Genomic DNA, 13550 nt, shown 5'->3' on the forward strand with positions numbered 1-13550 from the left:
GGCTTGTTCCTTGATTTTATTTATATCTTTGCCCCAACGTATTTACTAATTAACAACACAAAGTAATTAAAAAGCTATGAGAAAGCACAATTTTTATGCTGGACCCTCGATTTTGAGCGAGTACACGATTAAGAACACGGCCGACGCCGTATTGAATTTTGCAGGCACGGGATTATCCCTGCTCGAAGTGTCCCACCGGGGTAAAGAATTTGTGGCCGTCAACGACGAAGCGCGCGCATTGATTAAAGAACTGCTCGACGTTCCCGCCACACACGAAGTCGTCTTCCTGGGCGGTGGAGCAAGCCTTCAATTCTGCATGGTACCCTACAACCTGTTGAAGAAAAAAGCCTCCTACCTCGATACCGGTACATGGGCATCGAAAGCCATTAAAGAAGCGAAATTCTTTGGCGAAGTAGACCTCGTGGCATCGTCGAAAGACAAAAATTACACGTACATCCCCAAGAACTACACCCTTGCGCCGGATACGGAGTATTTCCACATCACGACGAACAATACCATCTACGGAACGGAGATTCATGACATCCCGCAGGTGAACGTGCCCCTTGTGGCCGACATGTCGTCCGACATCTTCTCGTTCCCGGTCGACGTTTCCAAATTCGACATCATCTATGCCGGAGCACAGAAGAACCTCGCACCTTCGGGCGTGACCATCGTCATCGTTCGCAAAGACGCGCTCGGAAAAGTGGAACGTCCCATCCCGACCATGCTGAATTACCAAACTCATATCGATAAAGATTCGATGTTCAACACTCCGCCCGTATTGCCGATCTTCGCCGCGCTGCAAACGCTGAAATGGTATAAGGAACAAGGAGGAGTCAAGGTATTACAGAAGAAGAATCAGGAAAAAGCGGCCGTGCTGTACGACGAAATCGACCGTAATAAACTCTTCCGCGGTACGGCAGTGCCCGAAGACCGTTCGTTGATGAATGTCTGCTTCGTCATGAACGACGAATATAAAGAACTTGAAAGTTCGTTCGCCGAATTTGCTGCTGCTGCCGGAATGGTCGGTATCAAGGGACATCGTTCGGTAGGCGGCTTCCGCGCATCGCTCTACAACGCTATGCCCCTCGAGAGCGTAAAAGCATTAGTAGAAACAATGAAGGAATTTGAGAAAAAGAATTGAAATATTTAGCTGTTTAAATGTTTAGTTGTTTGTAAGTATCGCGTTATTTTCGGATGAATGGAACATCTGTATGCGTTTGAGAAATTAGATGCCTGGCAGGTTTCGCGTGTTTTTGTCAAAGAAGTCTATCATTTTCTGCAAAAAAACGCTGATTTCGAGCCATACAATATAGCAAGTCATATACGGCGTGCAGCTGTTTCTGTTCCTCTGAATATTGCCGAGGGTACAGCCCGACAATTATTAGAAGAACAATCGTACTTTTCGAAAATCGCGTATGGTCATTGCTCGAAGTGTGTTGTTTGCTGATTCTTGCAAAAGATTTGAATTTTATCAATGAAGATGATTTCTTGAGAATGTCCGTTCAAATGGGTATCTTATAACCTTATAATTAATTAGGAGGGAATATGACATATCTTTATTTAATGGAGAATAAAAAAGAATTAACATATCAAATAATTCAACAGCATGTCCAGTACCTGCGAGTATTGGATGAAAAGGGAGTATTGATCTTATGCGGCCCTTTTCAGGATTTTCCCGGAGGAGTTGTCATTTTTAGAGCTGATAATCAAATAGAAGCGGTCAAGATAGCAGAAAACGATCCATTCATTTTATCAGGCTGTAAAACCTATAAACTGCATTGTCTTGAAATAGCAAATGCGGAAAACGGATATCTTCTTTAAATGAGAAATTGTGAAAATGATGTATCAGGTTTTGCAGAGGAAATTATGAAGCGATAGACTGCATACACGGAGCAAAGAATTGTCGAATAAGCTGAAAGAGTTGAAATAAAGTCAGATTAAACGAATTCATACACAACAAACAGATAAACGATCGAACCTGTAAACAAAAAGAGAAATGAAAGTACTTGTAGCAACAGAAAAACCGTTTGCCGCTGTGGCAGTGAAAGGAATCCGTGAAACTGTAGAGCAAGCCGGAATGGAATGCGTGCTGTTGGAAAAATATACCGATAAAGCCCAACTGCTCGATGCCGTGAAAGATGTGGACGCGCTTATCGTCCGCAGCGATAAGGTCGACAGCGAAGTGCTGGATGCGGCCAAGCAACTGAAAATTGTAGTGCGCGCCGGCGCAGGCTATGACAACGTAGACCTCGAGGCCGCGACAGCGCACAACGTATGCGTGATGAATACGCCGGGGCAAAACTCGAACGCCGTGGCCGAGCTGGCATTAGGCTTGATGGTATACGGCGTACGCAGCATGTTCAACGGATCTTCCGGCTCCGAACTGCTGGGTAAGAAACTCGGAATCCATGCCTACGGCAACATCGGACGCATCGTCGCACGCATCGCCAAAGGGTTCGGGATGGAGGTCTACGCCTATCATCACTCGCGCCCCGCCAGCGTCATCGAGGCTGACGGCGTGAAAGCCGTTTCATCGGCCGAAGAATTGTACAAAACGTGCCAGTTCATCTCCTTGCATGTTCCGTCCAGACCCGAAACGAAAAACCTGATCGGTTACGATCTGCTTTCCGGCATGCCTAAGGGAGCCATGCTCATCAACACGGCACGCAAGGAAGTGGTTAACGAGGCCGATCTGGTCAAGGTGATGGAAGAACGCCCCGACTTCAAGTACCTCACGGACATCATGCCGGGCAATCATGCCGAACTGACTGAGACGTTTGCCGGACGCTACTTCAGTACTCCCAAGAAAATGGGTGCGCAAACGGCCGAAGCCAACATCAACGCCGGCATCGCCGCAGCCAACCAGATTGTGGACTTCCTGAAGAACGGTAATCGAACATTTCAGGTAAACAAGTAATGAACCGGAAAGACCCCCCGCAGATCATGCACACGATCGTTATTATCGTGTTTGCGATTACGATTTTGGGAGGTCTTTTAATATGAATCCAACATGAAAATCAAACCTTTCAAAGGCATACGTCCGCCGAAGGACGTAGTGGAACAGGTACAGTCTCGCCCGTACGACGTATTGAATTCCGAAGAAGCGCGTGCCGAAGCGCAGGGTAACGAAAAGTCGCTCTATCGCATCATCAAACCCGAAATAGACTTCCCCGTCGGCACCGACGAGCATGACCCGAAAGTCTATGATAAAGCGGCGGAGAACTTCAAAATGTTTCAAGACAAAGGGTGGCTGGTACAAGACGACAAAGAACAGTACTACATCTACACCCAGACGATGGATGGAAAGACTCAGTATGGGTTAGTCGTTTGCGCTTATGTCGAAGACTATATGACCGGCAAAATCAAGAAGCACGAACTCACGCGCCGCGACAAGGAAGAGGACCGTATGAAGCACGTGCGGGTGAACAATGCCAATATCGAACCCGTATTCTTCGCTTATCCCGAAAACGGAGAGATCGACGCGCTTGTTGCCAAATATACGGCCGGGCAGCCCGAATATGATTTTACGGCCGCGTTAGACGGTTTCGGTCATACGTTCTGGGTGATTAACGACGAGGCCGATATCCGGCGCATCACCGAACTGTTTGCAGCCATGCCGGCCATGTATATCGCCGACGGGCATCACCGTTCGGCCGCGGCCGCGCTCGTCGGCGCCGAGAAAGCGCAGCAAAACCCGAACCATCGCGGCGATGAGGAATATAACTACTTCATGGCTGTTTGTTTTCCGGCCAACCAATTGACGATTATCGATTACAACCGCGTCGTGAAAGACCTGAACGGACTGTCGGACGAAGCCTTTCTGGACAGACTTTCCAAACACTTTACCGTCGAAAAGAAAGGTCCGGAGATTTTCAAACCGACACGTCTGCACGAGTTCTCGCTCTACCTCAGCGGAAACTGGTATTCGCTCACGGCCAAACCGGGAACGTATGACGACAATGACCCGATCGGCGTGCTCGACGTAACGATCTCATCGAACCTGATTCTCGACGAAATTCTTGGAATCAAAGATTTGCGTAGTGATAAACGGATCGACTTCGTCGGCGGTATCCGTGGATTAGGCGAGTTGAAAAAACGGGTCGACAGCGGCGAAATGAAAGTGGCGCTTGCGCTCTACCCCGTCTCGATGAAGCAATTGATCGACATCGCCGATACAAGCAATATCATGCCACCCAAAACGACGTGGTTCGAACCGAAACTGCGTTCGGGACTGGTAATTCATAAACTGACTTAAAAAAAACGACGGAGCGCGGAGGATCAAGAGATACCTCGCGCTTCGTTTTTTATGACTATGATAAAAAACATTGTATTCGATATGGGAGGCGTGCTGGTAGACCTCTCGCGTGAGTGTTCCGTCCGTCAGTTCGAGGCTTTGGGAGTCAGCGACGCGTCTGACCTCATCAATCCTTACAGCCATAACGGACTGTTCGGTTCGCTTGAAAACGGTGACATCACAACGCTCGAATTCTGCCAACTATTATCCGATCATTGCGGAAAAGAACTTCGCCCCGATGCCATCCGTGAAGCATGGAAGAGCATGGTCAATCCCGCGCCCGTCTATAAGCTCGACTACATTCTGGAACTCCGTAAACAATACAAATGCTACGTGCTGAGCAATAACAACGATATGATCGTGGAATGGGCAAAAACGAGCGACTTCTCCGAGGCCCGCCGCCCGATTTCCGACTATTTCGATCGGATGTATTTCTCGTACGAACTGAAATGCATGAAACCCCATCCCGAAATTTTCCGGAAAATGATCGCCGACAGCGGCGTCATCCCCTCCGAATCTTTATATATCGACGATGGCATACAGCATCTCGAAACGGCAAGGTCGTTAGGATTCGTAACCTTGCTTGCTGAAAACGGGAAAGACTGGCGAGCCGATGTCGACCGATGCCTTAAACAACTTTGATCTCGGCACTCGTTGTACCTTCTCACCGTATCTGCAGAAAACAAAGAGAGAGAGACGCCACTGACCAGTTACGATCTCTGGTTCAACCGTTTCGTCAGAAACTCCTGCAAGATCAGCGCATGATTGCCGGCTGCGTTTTTCGAAGCATAAAGCAATGTGACTGTTTGCTGTCCACGAAGCCGATCGATAAACGTTTCGACTGCCGGATTCTCATTCAGCTCCTGCCGATATCTCTGCACAAACTCCGCCCAATGTCCCGTTTCGTCCTGATGGAACCATTGTCGCAGAGATGGGCTCGGCGTGATGTCCTTCGCCCATACGTCGTAAAGTAATTGCTCTTTTTTGATGCCCCGCGGCCATAATCGGTCCACCAATACTCTAAACCCGTCCGACGCTTCTTCCGGCTCGTAAACCCTTTTTATTCGAACTTGTACCATTTCTTTATCTTATGGTTATGACTTTGCTTGATCGTTTTTAACAGACACAGCCCGCTCTTTCCTCTCTTTTCGTAAATCCTCCTGCGGCTGCTGCCCTAACTTCTTGCCGATATTGCCGCGCACTGTGCCAGATAGTAAGCACACCGGCAACAGATAATCACTAACACCCACGATACAGTATGCAGGAAAGGCTCTCCGATACCTGTGGAGCCGAAGACATGCAACAGCATGAACAATATAAGCCGCAAAGTGAGTGATGAAAGACTTCTTTTTCATCTTTCGGTACGTATTTTGATTCATCGTGCTTTTGTCGAATGCAAAGATACACAGGTTTCATTGAACAGCTGCACCCCAAACGTTGCTTTTTTTCATTGCCATCCGATAAAATCTTCCCTACGACCAATGTAAGAAGAAACGACTTTAAAACGATGATTTATTGAATCATTCGGTCCTTATTCGTTTTTATCTCATAAAAACAGGAGATTTGGGACATGAAGGAAGAGTTCGTGCGTATGATACATACCAAACTTTTGAGTAAATGATCCGTATCCGGAGAGTCGATCTCTTCTCAACGGGCGCCATCGTGTCCGAGATTTTCATAGATGCTGTTTGATATGATTTTTTTCTATGTTAAACGAATAGTAATTAAAATAAAATTTGTATTTTTGTCACGAGAATTATATAGCTGTTTGATTACTAACGAAAAAAAAGAATTTGGCCGTGATAAAATTAAAACCGTTAAGCCATTTTGTAATGCAAAAGCCGAATGCGAGCTTATTGCTGTTTGTTACCACCCTTGCAGCCGTTATACTGGCTAATACACCGTGGGGCGAAGCATATTACCGTCTTCTCGACTTTCCCATCAATTTTCGGTTTGGTGATTTTGTGTTTTTTGCGCATCATGGCGAACCGATGTCTTTGTTGGCTTTTGTGAACGATGCCTTGATGGCCATCTTCTTTTTTGTCGTAGGGCTGGAAATCAAAGAAGAGATTTTAGTAGGCGAATTAAGTTCATTCAGAAAAGCGTTGCTTCCGGTGATCGCAGCCTGTGGAGGCATGATTGTGCCGGTACTTGTTTATTTTGCGATTTGTCATCAACATCCCGAATCGAATGGAGCAGCCATTCCGATGGCTACCGATATTGCATTTGCCCTCGCGGTATTGGGGCTTTTCGGGAAACGCGTTCCGTTAAGTTTGAAGATATTCCTGACCGCATTGGCTATTGTCGACGATATCGGCGGGATTATAGTGATTGCGCTTTTTTACAGCAGTCATATTGCCCTACCTCCTTTATTGATTTCGGTCGTTCTGCTGGCCGGCTTATATCTTGGCGGACGATTAAATATTAACAATGTACTGTTTTACTATGTTGGTGGTTTTATTGTCTGGCTATTGTTCTTAGAGTCGGGTATTCACCCTTCCATCGCAGGAGTGATGGTTGCCTTTACGGTACCGGCCAGACCGAAGATAAAACTGGATGAGTTTGCCGGAGAAATGAGGGAGAATCTGTCGTTACTGGATTTTTCTCAAGTCAAACACTCACGTCGATCCTCGGTGTTGAGTCCCGGTCAGGTATTGCTTCTGAGTAATATACATCGTATTTCCAGCAATACGGTCAGTCCGCTGCAACGAATTGTACACCGGCTCAATCCGATGGTTAGCTATTTTATTCTCCCGTTGTTCGCATTTGTCAATGCGGGGGTACGTTTCGAAGGATTTGAGCCTTCGGCCCTATTAGGTATACCTCTTGCCGTTTTTCTGGGGTTGTTTGTGGGCAAGACTGTCGGAATTTTTCTGTTTGTCTATGTGTCGGTGAAGACGGGGCTTGTTTCGGTTTCGCAAGGCCTCACCAAAAAAGGAATGTTCGGTGTTTCGATGCTGGGGGGGATCGGTTTTACCGTTTCCTTGTTTATTGCGAATCTTTCGTTCGCATCATTGCCCGAAATCGGGCCGGTGCTGCTGAACGAAGCGAAGCTGGGTATTTTTGCCGGATCATTGGTCTCGGGACTGTGTGGATACCAGTATTTGAAACGTGTTTTACCTCCTGAGGAGAAATCGGAAGAGTAAAAAAAGAAACAATTATCGAGAGTCGATAATTGTATATATTCATTTTAAATTTAAATTATTATTGAACATGGGATTTGTTAAAGAATTTAAAGAGTTTGCTATGCGCGGCAATGTGCTGGATATGGCAGTAGGTATCGTGATCGGTGGTGCCTTTGGAAAGATAGTTTCTTCGTTTGTCGCAGACTTAATAACCCCTCCGTTAGGCTTACTTATCGGAGGCGTGAATTTCTCCGATCTGAAGATTGTCTTGAAACAGGCTGTTATGCAGGGTGAAGAAGTGATTTCGCCCGAAGTGGTATTAGGCTATGGAAACTTTATTCAGGTCATTTTTGACTTCCTGATTATCGCGTTTGCTATTTTCATGTTGCTGAAGGCCGTGAATAAGTTTAAAAGAAAAAAAGAAGAAGCTCCGGAAGCCCCGGCTGCTCCTCCTGCCGATGTGCAGCTTTTGACGGAAATCCGCGATTTGCTGAAGAAGAATTAATCTATGTAAACCGGTGCGTCCGGATGGTGGCGAAGTTCGTCCATCATCCGGATGTCTTCCGGTATCGTTCGGTCCAAGGATAACGGCGGTAAGTTATCCAAAGCAAAAAAACCTTGATCGAGAATATCGAACGAACCGGACAATTTTCCTCCCAAAACCTTGCAAAGAATAAACATTTTGTAGATGTAAAACGGACCAGCCGGATATGGGTGACACCGTTTGTCTATGACGGCCAGCAGACGTTCGGCACGTACATCAAGTCCCGTTTCTTCTTTTGTCTCCTTTTCGGCTACCTCTTTAGGGGTATAACCCACGTCAGACCATCCTCCGGGCATAGCCCAACGACCGTCTGCTTTCTCGCGTACCAGCAAAATCTCATCTTTTTCGTTGAAAATGACAGCCCTGATGTCGACCTTGGGGGTTACATATTCTTTTGTGGGAAGATAACAGGCGTCAATCTCTTCTTCCTTAATACCGCTGGTGATGCCGGTGATGCGGTTGCTTATCTCGATCAACTCCTGACAGCGGTCAATTTCGTATTCATTAGCTGAATAAGCCAAGCCTGTTTGTGAAAGCGCCCGGATGCGTTGTGCAAGTGTAATCAGTTCTTTTCCTTTTTCCATTGAGTAATCCAACAATTTTGATTTTTAAAACGATGCAAAATTCAGATTATTTTCTAATTTTGCCAAAAAACTTGGTAAGGAAAAACAGCCATAGAAAACGCATGACATAAACATGAATAACAATAAATAAATATGAGAAGATCTGTATATAATGTTGCCGCCGTTATCGGGTTGGTTTTTTGCAGTCTGACTGCTTTCTCACAAGATGTGTTCGAAAAATATTTCGAGGCCAGGTGCCTGCGTGTGGATTTTGCTCTCAGCGGTGATGCACAGGAACAACGTGCGGCATTGCAGCAACTTCGTGAGGAGCCTGTGTGGGGTGGTCCGAGGAAGAATTTGATTGATCCGTTCGGTTATGGCGGATATTATGTCAAGGTCTATGACCGGGCGACAAAGCAATTGATATACAGTCGAGGGTTCAATACGCTGTTTGAGGAGTGGCGTACGACGGAGCAGGCAAAGAATCAACAGCAATCGTGGACGAACAGTTTCTCCATGCCGTATCCCAAACAGCCCGTTGAGGTAGAACTGTCGGCACGCAATAAAGCTGATAACTGCTTCTATCCGCTTCTGAAAATCGAAGTCGATCCGCAGAGTATTTTTATCGATCGGGGTGCGTTGAAGAATCATCCGGTGAGGCGTTTGCAAGACGAGGGGGATATGGCGGAAAAAGTCGATTTTGTGTTTCTTCCCGAGGGATATACGGAAGCTGAAATGGGTAAGTTCGAAGCTGATGCACGGCGTTTTATGGAGTTATTGTTTGCTACCCCTCCTTACGATGCCCGCCGCTCGGATTTCAATGTGTGGGCGGTTGATGTACCCTCCGAAGAGTCGGGTACGGATATTTCCGGTAAAGGTATCTATCGGAATACGGCTTTTGGTTCGGGCTTTTATACATTCGGTCTGGATCGTTACCTGACTACTTCCGATATGAAATCGATTCGTGATGCGTTATGGAACGTACCTTGCGATGCGATTTTTATCCTTGTCAACTCGTCCGATTATGGCGGCGGGGGCATCTATAACTACTATGCGATGGGGACGGCTGATCATGAGCGCACGGCGAAAGTGTTTGTTCATGAGCTGGGGCATAGTTTTGCCGGTCTGGCCGACGAATATTTCGAATCGGAGGTGGCATATAGCGATTTTTACAATGTGAAACTCGAGCCGTGGGAACCCAATATTACTACGCTGGTAGATTTTGACTCCAAATGGAAGGATTTGTTATCTGAAGAGACTCCTGTCCCTACGCCTGCTGCGGGAAACGAAGCAAAACCGGGGGTATATGAAGGCGGAGGCTATGTCGCTAAAGGTGTTTACCGTCCGATGGTACATTGCATGATGCGTGACTATCATCCGTTCTGCCCGGCCTGCCGGCGTGCGATTTTAAAAATGATCGACTATCTCTCGGACAAATAGGCGCGTTATCCTTCGATTTCGCTCAGTTCGAGCCAGCGCATCGATTTTTCGTCAAGTTCGTTGTTGAGTAGAGGGAGACGTTTCGATTTCTCGGTCAACTCCTCGACGGAGAGCGTGCCGCTACATAACGCATTTTCCAGCGTTTGTTTTTCGGCCTCCAGGGCTTCGATCTCTTTTTCCAGCGTTTCCAGTTCCATCCGTTCCTTGTATGAGAGCCGACGCTTGTCATTCGTCCGCTGACGTTGTGCCGAAGTTTCTGTTCCCGTTCCCTGCTTCGGGGATGCTTCGGCCTCCTCGCGTTCGCGGCGCAGTTTTTCTTCCTTCCATTCGCGATACTGGGTGTAGTTGCCGGGGAAGTCTTGAATCTCGGCATTGCCGTGGAAGATAAGCACATGATCGACGACCTTATCCATGAAGTAGCGGTCGTGCGAGACGACGATCACGCAGCCTTTGAAGCTTCGCAAATATTCTTCGAGGACGTTCAGCGTGGCGATATCGAAGTCGTTCGTCGGCTCGTCGAGCACCAGAAAGTTCGGGTTACGCATCAGGATGGTGCAGAGATACAATCTTCGTTTCTCGCCTCCGCTGAGTTTATACACATAGTTATGCTGTTTCTCCGGAGGGAAAAGAAAATGTCCGAGGAACTGCGATGCCGTCAGTATTTTTCCGTCGCCAAGGGTCAGGTGTTCAGCGATGTCGTGTACGATGTCGATGACTTTGGCGTTCTCGTCGAATGACAGTCCGTCTTGGCTGTAATAGCCGAAACGCACTGTTTCACCGATATCGAAATGTCCGCTGTCCGGAGCGACTTCTCCAATCAGCATCTTGATAAAGGTCGATTTGCCGGTTCCGTTCTGTCCGATGATGCCCAGCTTTTCGTATCGTGCGAACGTGTAATTGAAATTCTCCAGAATACGCAAATCGTCGAACCGTTTGCAGACATTTACCGCATCGAAGATTTTGGATCCGATATAAGCCGATTTGACATTCAGCTTGACATTTCCGGCTTCCCGTTTCTGCTTGATTTTCTCTTCCAGCTCGTGAAACGCATCGATTCGGTATTTCGCTTTTCCGGCGCGTGCCTGTGGCTGACGCCGCATCCATTCCAATTCTTTTTTGTACAAATTATTGGCTCGTGCAAGTTCCGCGTGGCCGGCTGCCGTATGCTCTGTTTTCTTCTCTACGTAATACGCATAATTACCTTTGTACGAAAAGAGAGATTTCCGGTCTATTTCGATGATCCGGCTGCATATACGGTCTAAGAAATAACGATCGTGAGTGACCATCAGCAGGCTGAGGGATGACCGGTTGAGGTAGTTTTCGAGCCATTCCACCATTTCGAGGTCGAGGTGGTTGGTCGGCTCATCGAGCAGGAGCAGATCGGGTTCGGTAATCAGAACGTTGGCCAGTGCGACACGTTTCAACTGTCCACCCGAAAGGGTTTCGATCGGCTGGTCGAAATGTTTTATTTTCAGTTCGGTGAGGATCTGTTTCGCTTTCCGTTCGTAGTCCCACGCCTTCTCCTGCTCCATGCGGGTGATAAGCGTTTCCATTCGTTCCGCATCGGCATTGGAGGCAAGGGCTGCCTCATACTCGGCAATGAGTTGCACGGTGCGGTTGGGCGAATGGAAGCAGGCTTCCAGCACCGTCAGTTCGTCGGGGTACCGTGGCGACTGTTCCAGCCAGGCTACTTGCCCGTCGTTTCGGAACACGATGCTGCCGCTGTCATGCCCTTCTTTTCCGGCAATGATTTGCAGCAGCGTCGTTTTTCCCGACCCGTTGGGAGCGATCAGTCCGACCTTTTCGCCTTGTGCGATGCCAAACGAAATGTCTTTGAAGAGCACCAGATCGCCGAAGCTCTTCGTCAGATGATCGACCTGCAGAAACGGTGTCATTGTGTGCGTAGCGATGAGCGAAAAGTGACTGTTCTCAACTTTGTTCTTTGAGGATAACGTCGTGTGCGCCGCCTTCGACGATGCTGGTCGACGAGACTAACGTAATCCGGGCATCGCGCTGAAGTTCCTTGAGCGTGATAGAGCCGCAGCTGCACATCGTAGCTTTGATTTTTCCGAGCGTGATCTCGAGATTGTCTTTCATCTTGCCGGCATAGGGTACATAACTGTCAACGCCTTCCTCAAATTTCAACGTCTCGGATCCGCCTGTGTCGTAGCGTTGCCAGTTTTTGGCACGGTTCGAACCTTCGCCCCAATATTCTTTGACGTAGTTGTTACCGATACGCAGGGTCTGCGTGGGCGATTCGTCGAAGCGAGCGAAGTAACGTCCCATCATCAGGAAGTCGGCGCCCATGGCTAAAGCGAGGGTCATGTGGTAGTCATGTACCAGTCCGCCATCGCTGCAAATCGGAATGTAGATACCTTTTTCCTTGGAATAACTATCGCGCGCCTGCGCCACGTCGATCAGTGCTGTGGCCTGTCCGCGTCCGATACCCTTCTGTTCGCGGGTGATACAGATCGAACCGCCTCCGATACCGACCTTGATAAAGTCGGCACCTGCATCGACGAGGTAGCGGAAGCCTTTCTCATCGACGATATTTCCCGCGCCTACCGGAATGTCATAGTGGCTCTTGATCCATTGCAACGTCTCTTGTTGCCATTCGGAATAGCCGTCGGATGAGTCGATGCAGAGAGCGTCGACTCCTGCTTCGACGAGTGCCGGCACTCGCTCTTTATAGTCGCGCGTATTGATACCGGCGCCAACGAGGAGTTTCTTCGTTTCGTCCGAAAGTTCATCGGGGTTATTGCGATGGCTGTCATAATCTTTCCGAAAGACAAAGTAGGCCAGTTTCTGGTCTTTATCGATAATGGGCAGTGAGTTGAGACGATGCTCCCACAAGATTTGATTGGCTTCGCTCAGTGTGATTCCCAATTGTCCGACAATCAGTTTGGGGAATGGGGTCATAAATTCTTTGACCTTCATGTCCGGGCTGTCTTTTTCGGTACGGTAGTCGCGGCTGGTGACGATACCGAGCAGCGTGCCGTTCGACGTACCGTCGTCCGTAATGCCGATTGTCGAGTGTCCTGTACTTTTCACGAGCTTGACGACGTCGGCCAGCGTATGTTCCGGAGTCAGGTTCGAGTCACTGACAACGAAGCCTGCCTTGAATTTCTTTACTTTGCGAACCATCTCGGCCTGACTTTCGACAGGCTGCGATCCGAAGATAAATGAAAGTCCTCCGTTGCGAGCCAACTCGATAGCCAATTCGGGTCCGGAAACGGCTTGCATGATAGCCGAAACAAACGGGATATTTAACTCGATAAGCGGTTTTTCTCCGGCAGGGTGCTTCACTAACGGTGTCTTGAGTGAGACATTCGCGGGAGTGCATTGTTTGGTTGTCAGACCGGGAATCAGGAGGTATTCTCCGAACGTTCTGGATACATCTTCTAAATAAACAGCCATAATCTATAAGTTTTGAGATGAAAAAATTGTACAAAAGTAGCGTTTTTCCTCAAATATGCAAAAAGAGGCACTTCAGCGGGCAGGGGTGACGCATTAAAATTGCATTGTCATTAGTTGTTGTGGCTTCATTCGAGCCAGTTTCTTTTGGATGCGAGGGATTGAGG

The 13550-nt window shown here is 47.9% G+C and carries 14 protein-coding genes; 9 read left to right on the forward strand and 5 right to left on the reverse strand.

The annotated features are described in order from the left end of the window. Positions 1-76: 76 nt before the first annotated feature. The 6 genes from serC (at position 77) to ACTTKA_RS04035 (ending at position 4939) form a co-directional block, all read left to right on the forward strand. Positions 77-1144 (forward strand): 3-phosphoserine/phosphohydroxythreonine transaminase, encoded by a 1068-nt coding sequence (gene serC / locus ACTTKA_RS04010; RefSeq protein WP_442713763.1) that lies wholly within the window; start codon positions 77-79, stop codon positions 1142-1144. A 57-nt stretch (positions 1145-1201) separates the two neighbouring features. Next, positions 1202-1450: a four helix bundle protein gene (locus tag ACTTKA_RS04015; protein ID WP_442713764.1), complete on the forward strand. Its 249-nt coding sequence runs from the start codon at positions 1202-1204 to the stop codon at positions 1448-1450. Positions 1451-1548: 98 nt separating this feature from the next. Continuing rightward, the gene (locus ACTTKA_RS04020) at positions 1549-1824 is read left to right on the forward strand and encodes a YciI family protein (RefSeq protein ID WP_442713765.1); all 276 of its coding nucleotides are present in this window, start codon (positions 1549-1551) and stop codon (positions 1822-1824) included. 175 nt (positions 1825-1999) lie between these two features. Beyond that, a complete protein-coding gene (locus tag ACTTKA_RS04025) occupies positions 2000-2920 on the forward strand; it encodes an NAD(P)-dependent oxidoreductase (RefSeq protein ID WP_442724065.1) in 921 nt (306 codons plus the stop codon). A gap of 93 nt (positions 2921-3013) precedes the next feature. Beyond that, positions 3014-4258 carry a DUF1015 domain-containing protein gene (locus tag ACTTKA_RS04030; RefSeq protein WP_442724066.1) on the forward strand — a complete coding sequence of 415 codons (1245 nt, stop codon included), beginning with the start codon at positions 3014-3016 and terminating at the stop codon, positions 4256-4258. Positions 4259-4315: 57 nt separating this feature from the next. Then, complete coding sequence (locus ACTTKA_RS04035) at positions 4316-4939, forward strand: HAD family hydrolase (RefSeq protein WP_442724067.1); 624 nt, start codon at positions 4316-4318, stop codon at positions 4937-4939. A gap of 68 nt (positions 4940-5007) precedes the next feature. On the opposite strand, the gene ACTTKA_RS04040 is transcribed toward ACTTKA_RS04035, so the two are convergent. Continuing rightward, positions 5008-5376: a DUF488 domain-containing protein gene (locus ACTTKA_RS04040; protein WP_442713769.1), complete on the reverse strand. Its 369-nt coding sequence runs from the start codon at positions 5374-5376 to the stop codon at positions 5008-5010. 15 nt (positions 5377-5391) lie between these two features. Beyond that, positions 5392-5652, reverse strand: coding sequence for a hypothetical protein (locus tag ACTTKA_RS04045; RefSeq protein WP_442713770.1), 261 nt, complete (start codon positions 5650-5652; stop codon positions 5392-5394). Between the two features lie 477 nt (positions 5653-6129). Between ACTTKA_RS04045 and nhaA the strand changes: the two genes are divergently transcribed. Continuing rightward, positions 6130-7443 (forward strand): Na+/H+ antiporter NhaA, encoded by a 1314-nt coding sequence (gene nhaA, locus ACTTKA_RS04050; RefSeq protein WP_442724068.1) that lies wholly within the window; start codon positions 6130-6132, stop codon positions 7441-7443. Between the two features lie 67 nt (positions 7444-7510). Continuing rightward, positions 7511-7927 carry a large-conductance mechanosensitive channel protein MscL gene (mscL, locus tag ACTTKA_RS04055; protein WP_442713771.1) on the forward strand — a complete coding sequence of 139 codons (417 nt, stop codon included), beginning with the start codon at positions 7511-7513 and terminating at the stop codon, positions 7925-7927. Here mscL and ACTTKA_RS04060 read toward each other — a convergent pair. Beyond that, positions 7924-8550, reverse strand: coding sequence for an NUDIX hydrolase N-terminal domain-containing protein (locus ACTTKA_RS04060; protein WP_442724069.1), 627 nt, complete (start codon positions 8548-8550; stop codon positions 7924-7926). The genes mscL and ACTTKA_RS04060 overlap by 4 nt on opposite strands. A 132-nt stretch (positions 8551-8682) precedes the next feature. On the opposite strand from ACTTKA_RS04060, the gene ACTTKA_RS04065 reads away from it, so the two are divergent. Further along, complete coding sequence (locus tag ACTTKA_RS04065; RefSeq protein ID WP_442713773.1) at positions 8683-9969, forward strand: M64 family metallopeptidase; 1287 nt, start codon at positions 8683-8685, stop codon at positions 9967-9969. 5 nt (positions 9970-9974) lie between these two features. Here ACTTKA_RS04065 and ACTTKA_RS04070 read toward each other — a convergent pair whose 3' ends face one another. After that, complete coding sequence (locus ACTTKA_RS04070; protein WP_442713774.1) at positions 9975-11864, reverse strand: ABC-F family ATP-binding cassette domain-containing protein; 1890 nt, start codon at positions 11862-11864, stop codon at positions 9975-9977. A gap of 34 nt (positions 11865-11898) precedes the next feature. Beyond that, on the reverse strand, positions 11899-13386 hold the full coding sequence (locus ACTTKA_RS04075; RefSeq protein WP_442724070.1) for an IMP dehydrogenase: 1488 nt from the start codon (positions 13384-13386) through the stop codon (positions 11899-11901). Positions 13387-13550: the final 164 nt, after the last annotated feature.

Source organism: Tannerella sp. (genome assembly GCF_052170195.1).
Taxonomy (GTDB): Bacteria; Bacteroidota; Bacteroidia; order Bacteroidales; family Tannerellaceae; genus Tannerella.

Coding starts and splice junctions, on each gene's coding strand:
- serC (WP_442713763.1), top strand. CDS start 77: ATGAGAAAGCACAATTTTTATGCTGGACCCTCGATTTTGAGCGAGTAC.
- ACTTKA_RS04015 (WP_442713764.1), top strand. CDS start 1,202: ATGGAACATCTGTATGCGTTTGAGAAATTAGATGCCTGGCAGGTTTCG.
- ACTTKA_RS04020 (WP_442713765.1), top strand. CDS start 1,549: ATGACATATCTTTATTTAATGGAGAATAAAAAAGAATTAACATATCAA.
- ACTTKA_RS04025 (WP_442724065.1), top strand. CDS start 2,000: ATGAAAGTACTTGTAGCAACAGAAAAACCGTTTGCCGCTGTGGCAGTG.
- ACTTKA_RS04030 (WP_442724066.1), top strand. CDS start 3,014: ATGAAAATCAAACCTTTCAAAGGCATACGTCCGCCGAAGGACGTAGTG.
- ACTTKA_RS04035 (WP_442724067.1), top strand. CDS start 4,316: ATGATAAAAAACATTGTATTCGATATGGGAGGCGTGCTGGTAGACCTC.
- ACTTKA_RS04040 (WP_442713769.1), bottom strand. CDS start 5,376: ATGGTACAAGTTCGAATAAAAAGGGTTTACGAGCCGGAAGAAGCGTCG.
- ACTTKA_RS04045 (WP_442713770.1), bottom strand. CDS start 5,652: ATGAAAAAGAAGTCTTTCATCACTCACTTTGCGGCTTATATTGTTCAT.
- nhaA (WP_442724068.1), top strand. CDS start 6,130: ATGCAAAAGCCGAATGCGAGCTTATTGCTGTTTGTTACCACCCTTGCA.
- mscL (WP_442713771.1), top strand. CDS start 7,511: ATGGGATTTGTTAAAGAATTTAAAGAGTTTGCTATGCGCGGCAATGTG.
- ACTTKA_RS04060 (WP_442724069.1), bottom strand. CDS start 8,550: ATGGAAAAAGGAAAAGAACTGATTACACTTGCACAACGCATCCGGGCG.
- ACTTKA_RS04065 (WP_442713773.1), top strand. CDS start 8,683: ATGAGAAGATCTGTATATAATGTTGCCGCCGTTATCGGGTTGGTTTTT.
- ACTTKA_RS04070 (WP_442713774.1), bottom strand. CDS start 11,864: ATGACACCGTTTCTGCAGGTCGATCATCTGACGAAGAGCTTCGGCGAT.
- ACTTKA_RS04075 (WP_442724070.1), bottom strand. CDS start 13,386: ATGGCTGTTTATTTAGAAGATGTATCCAGAACGTTCGGAGAATACCTC.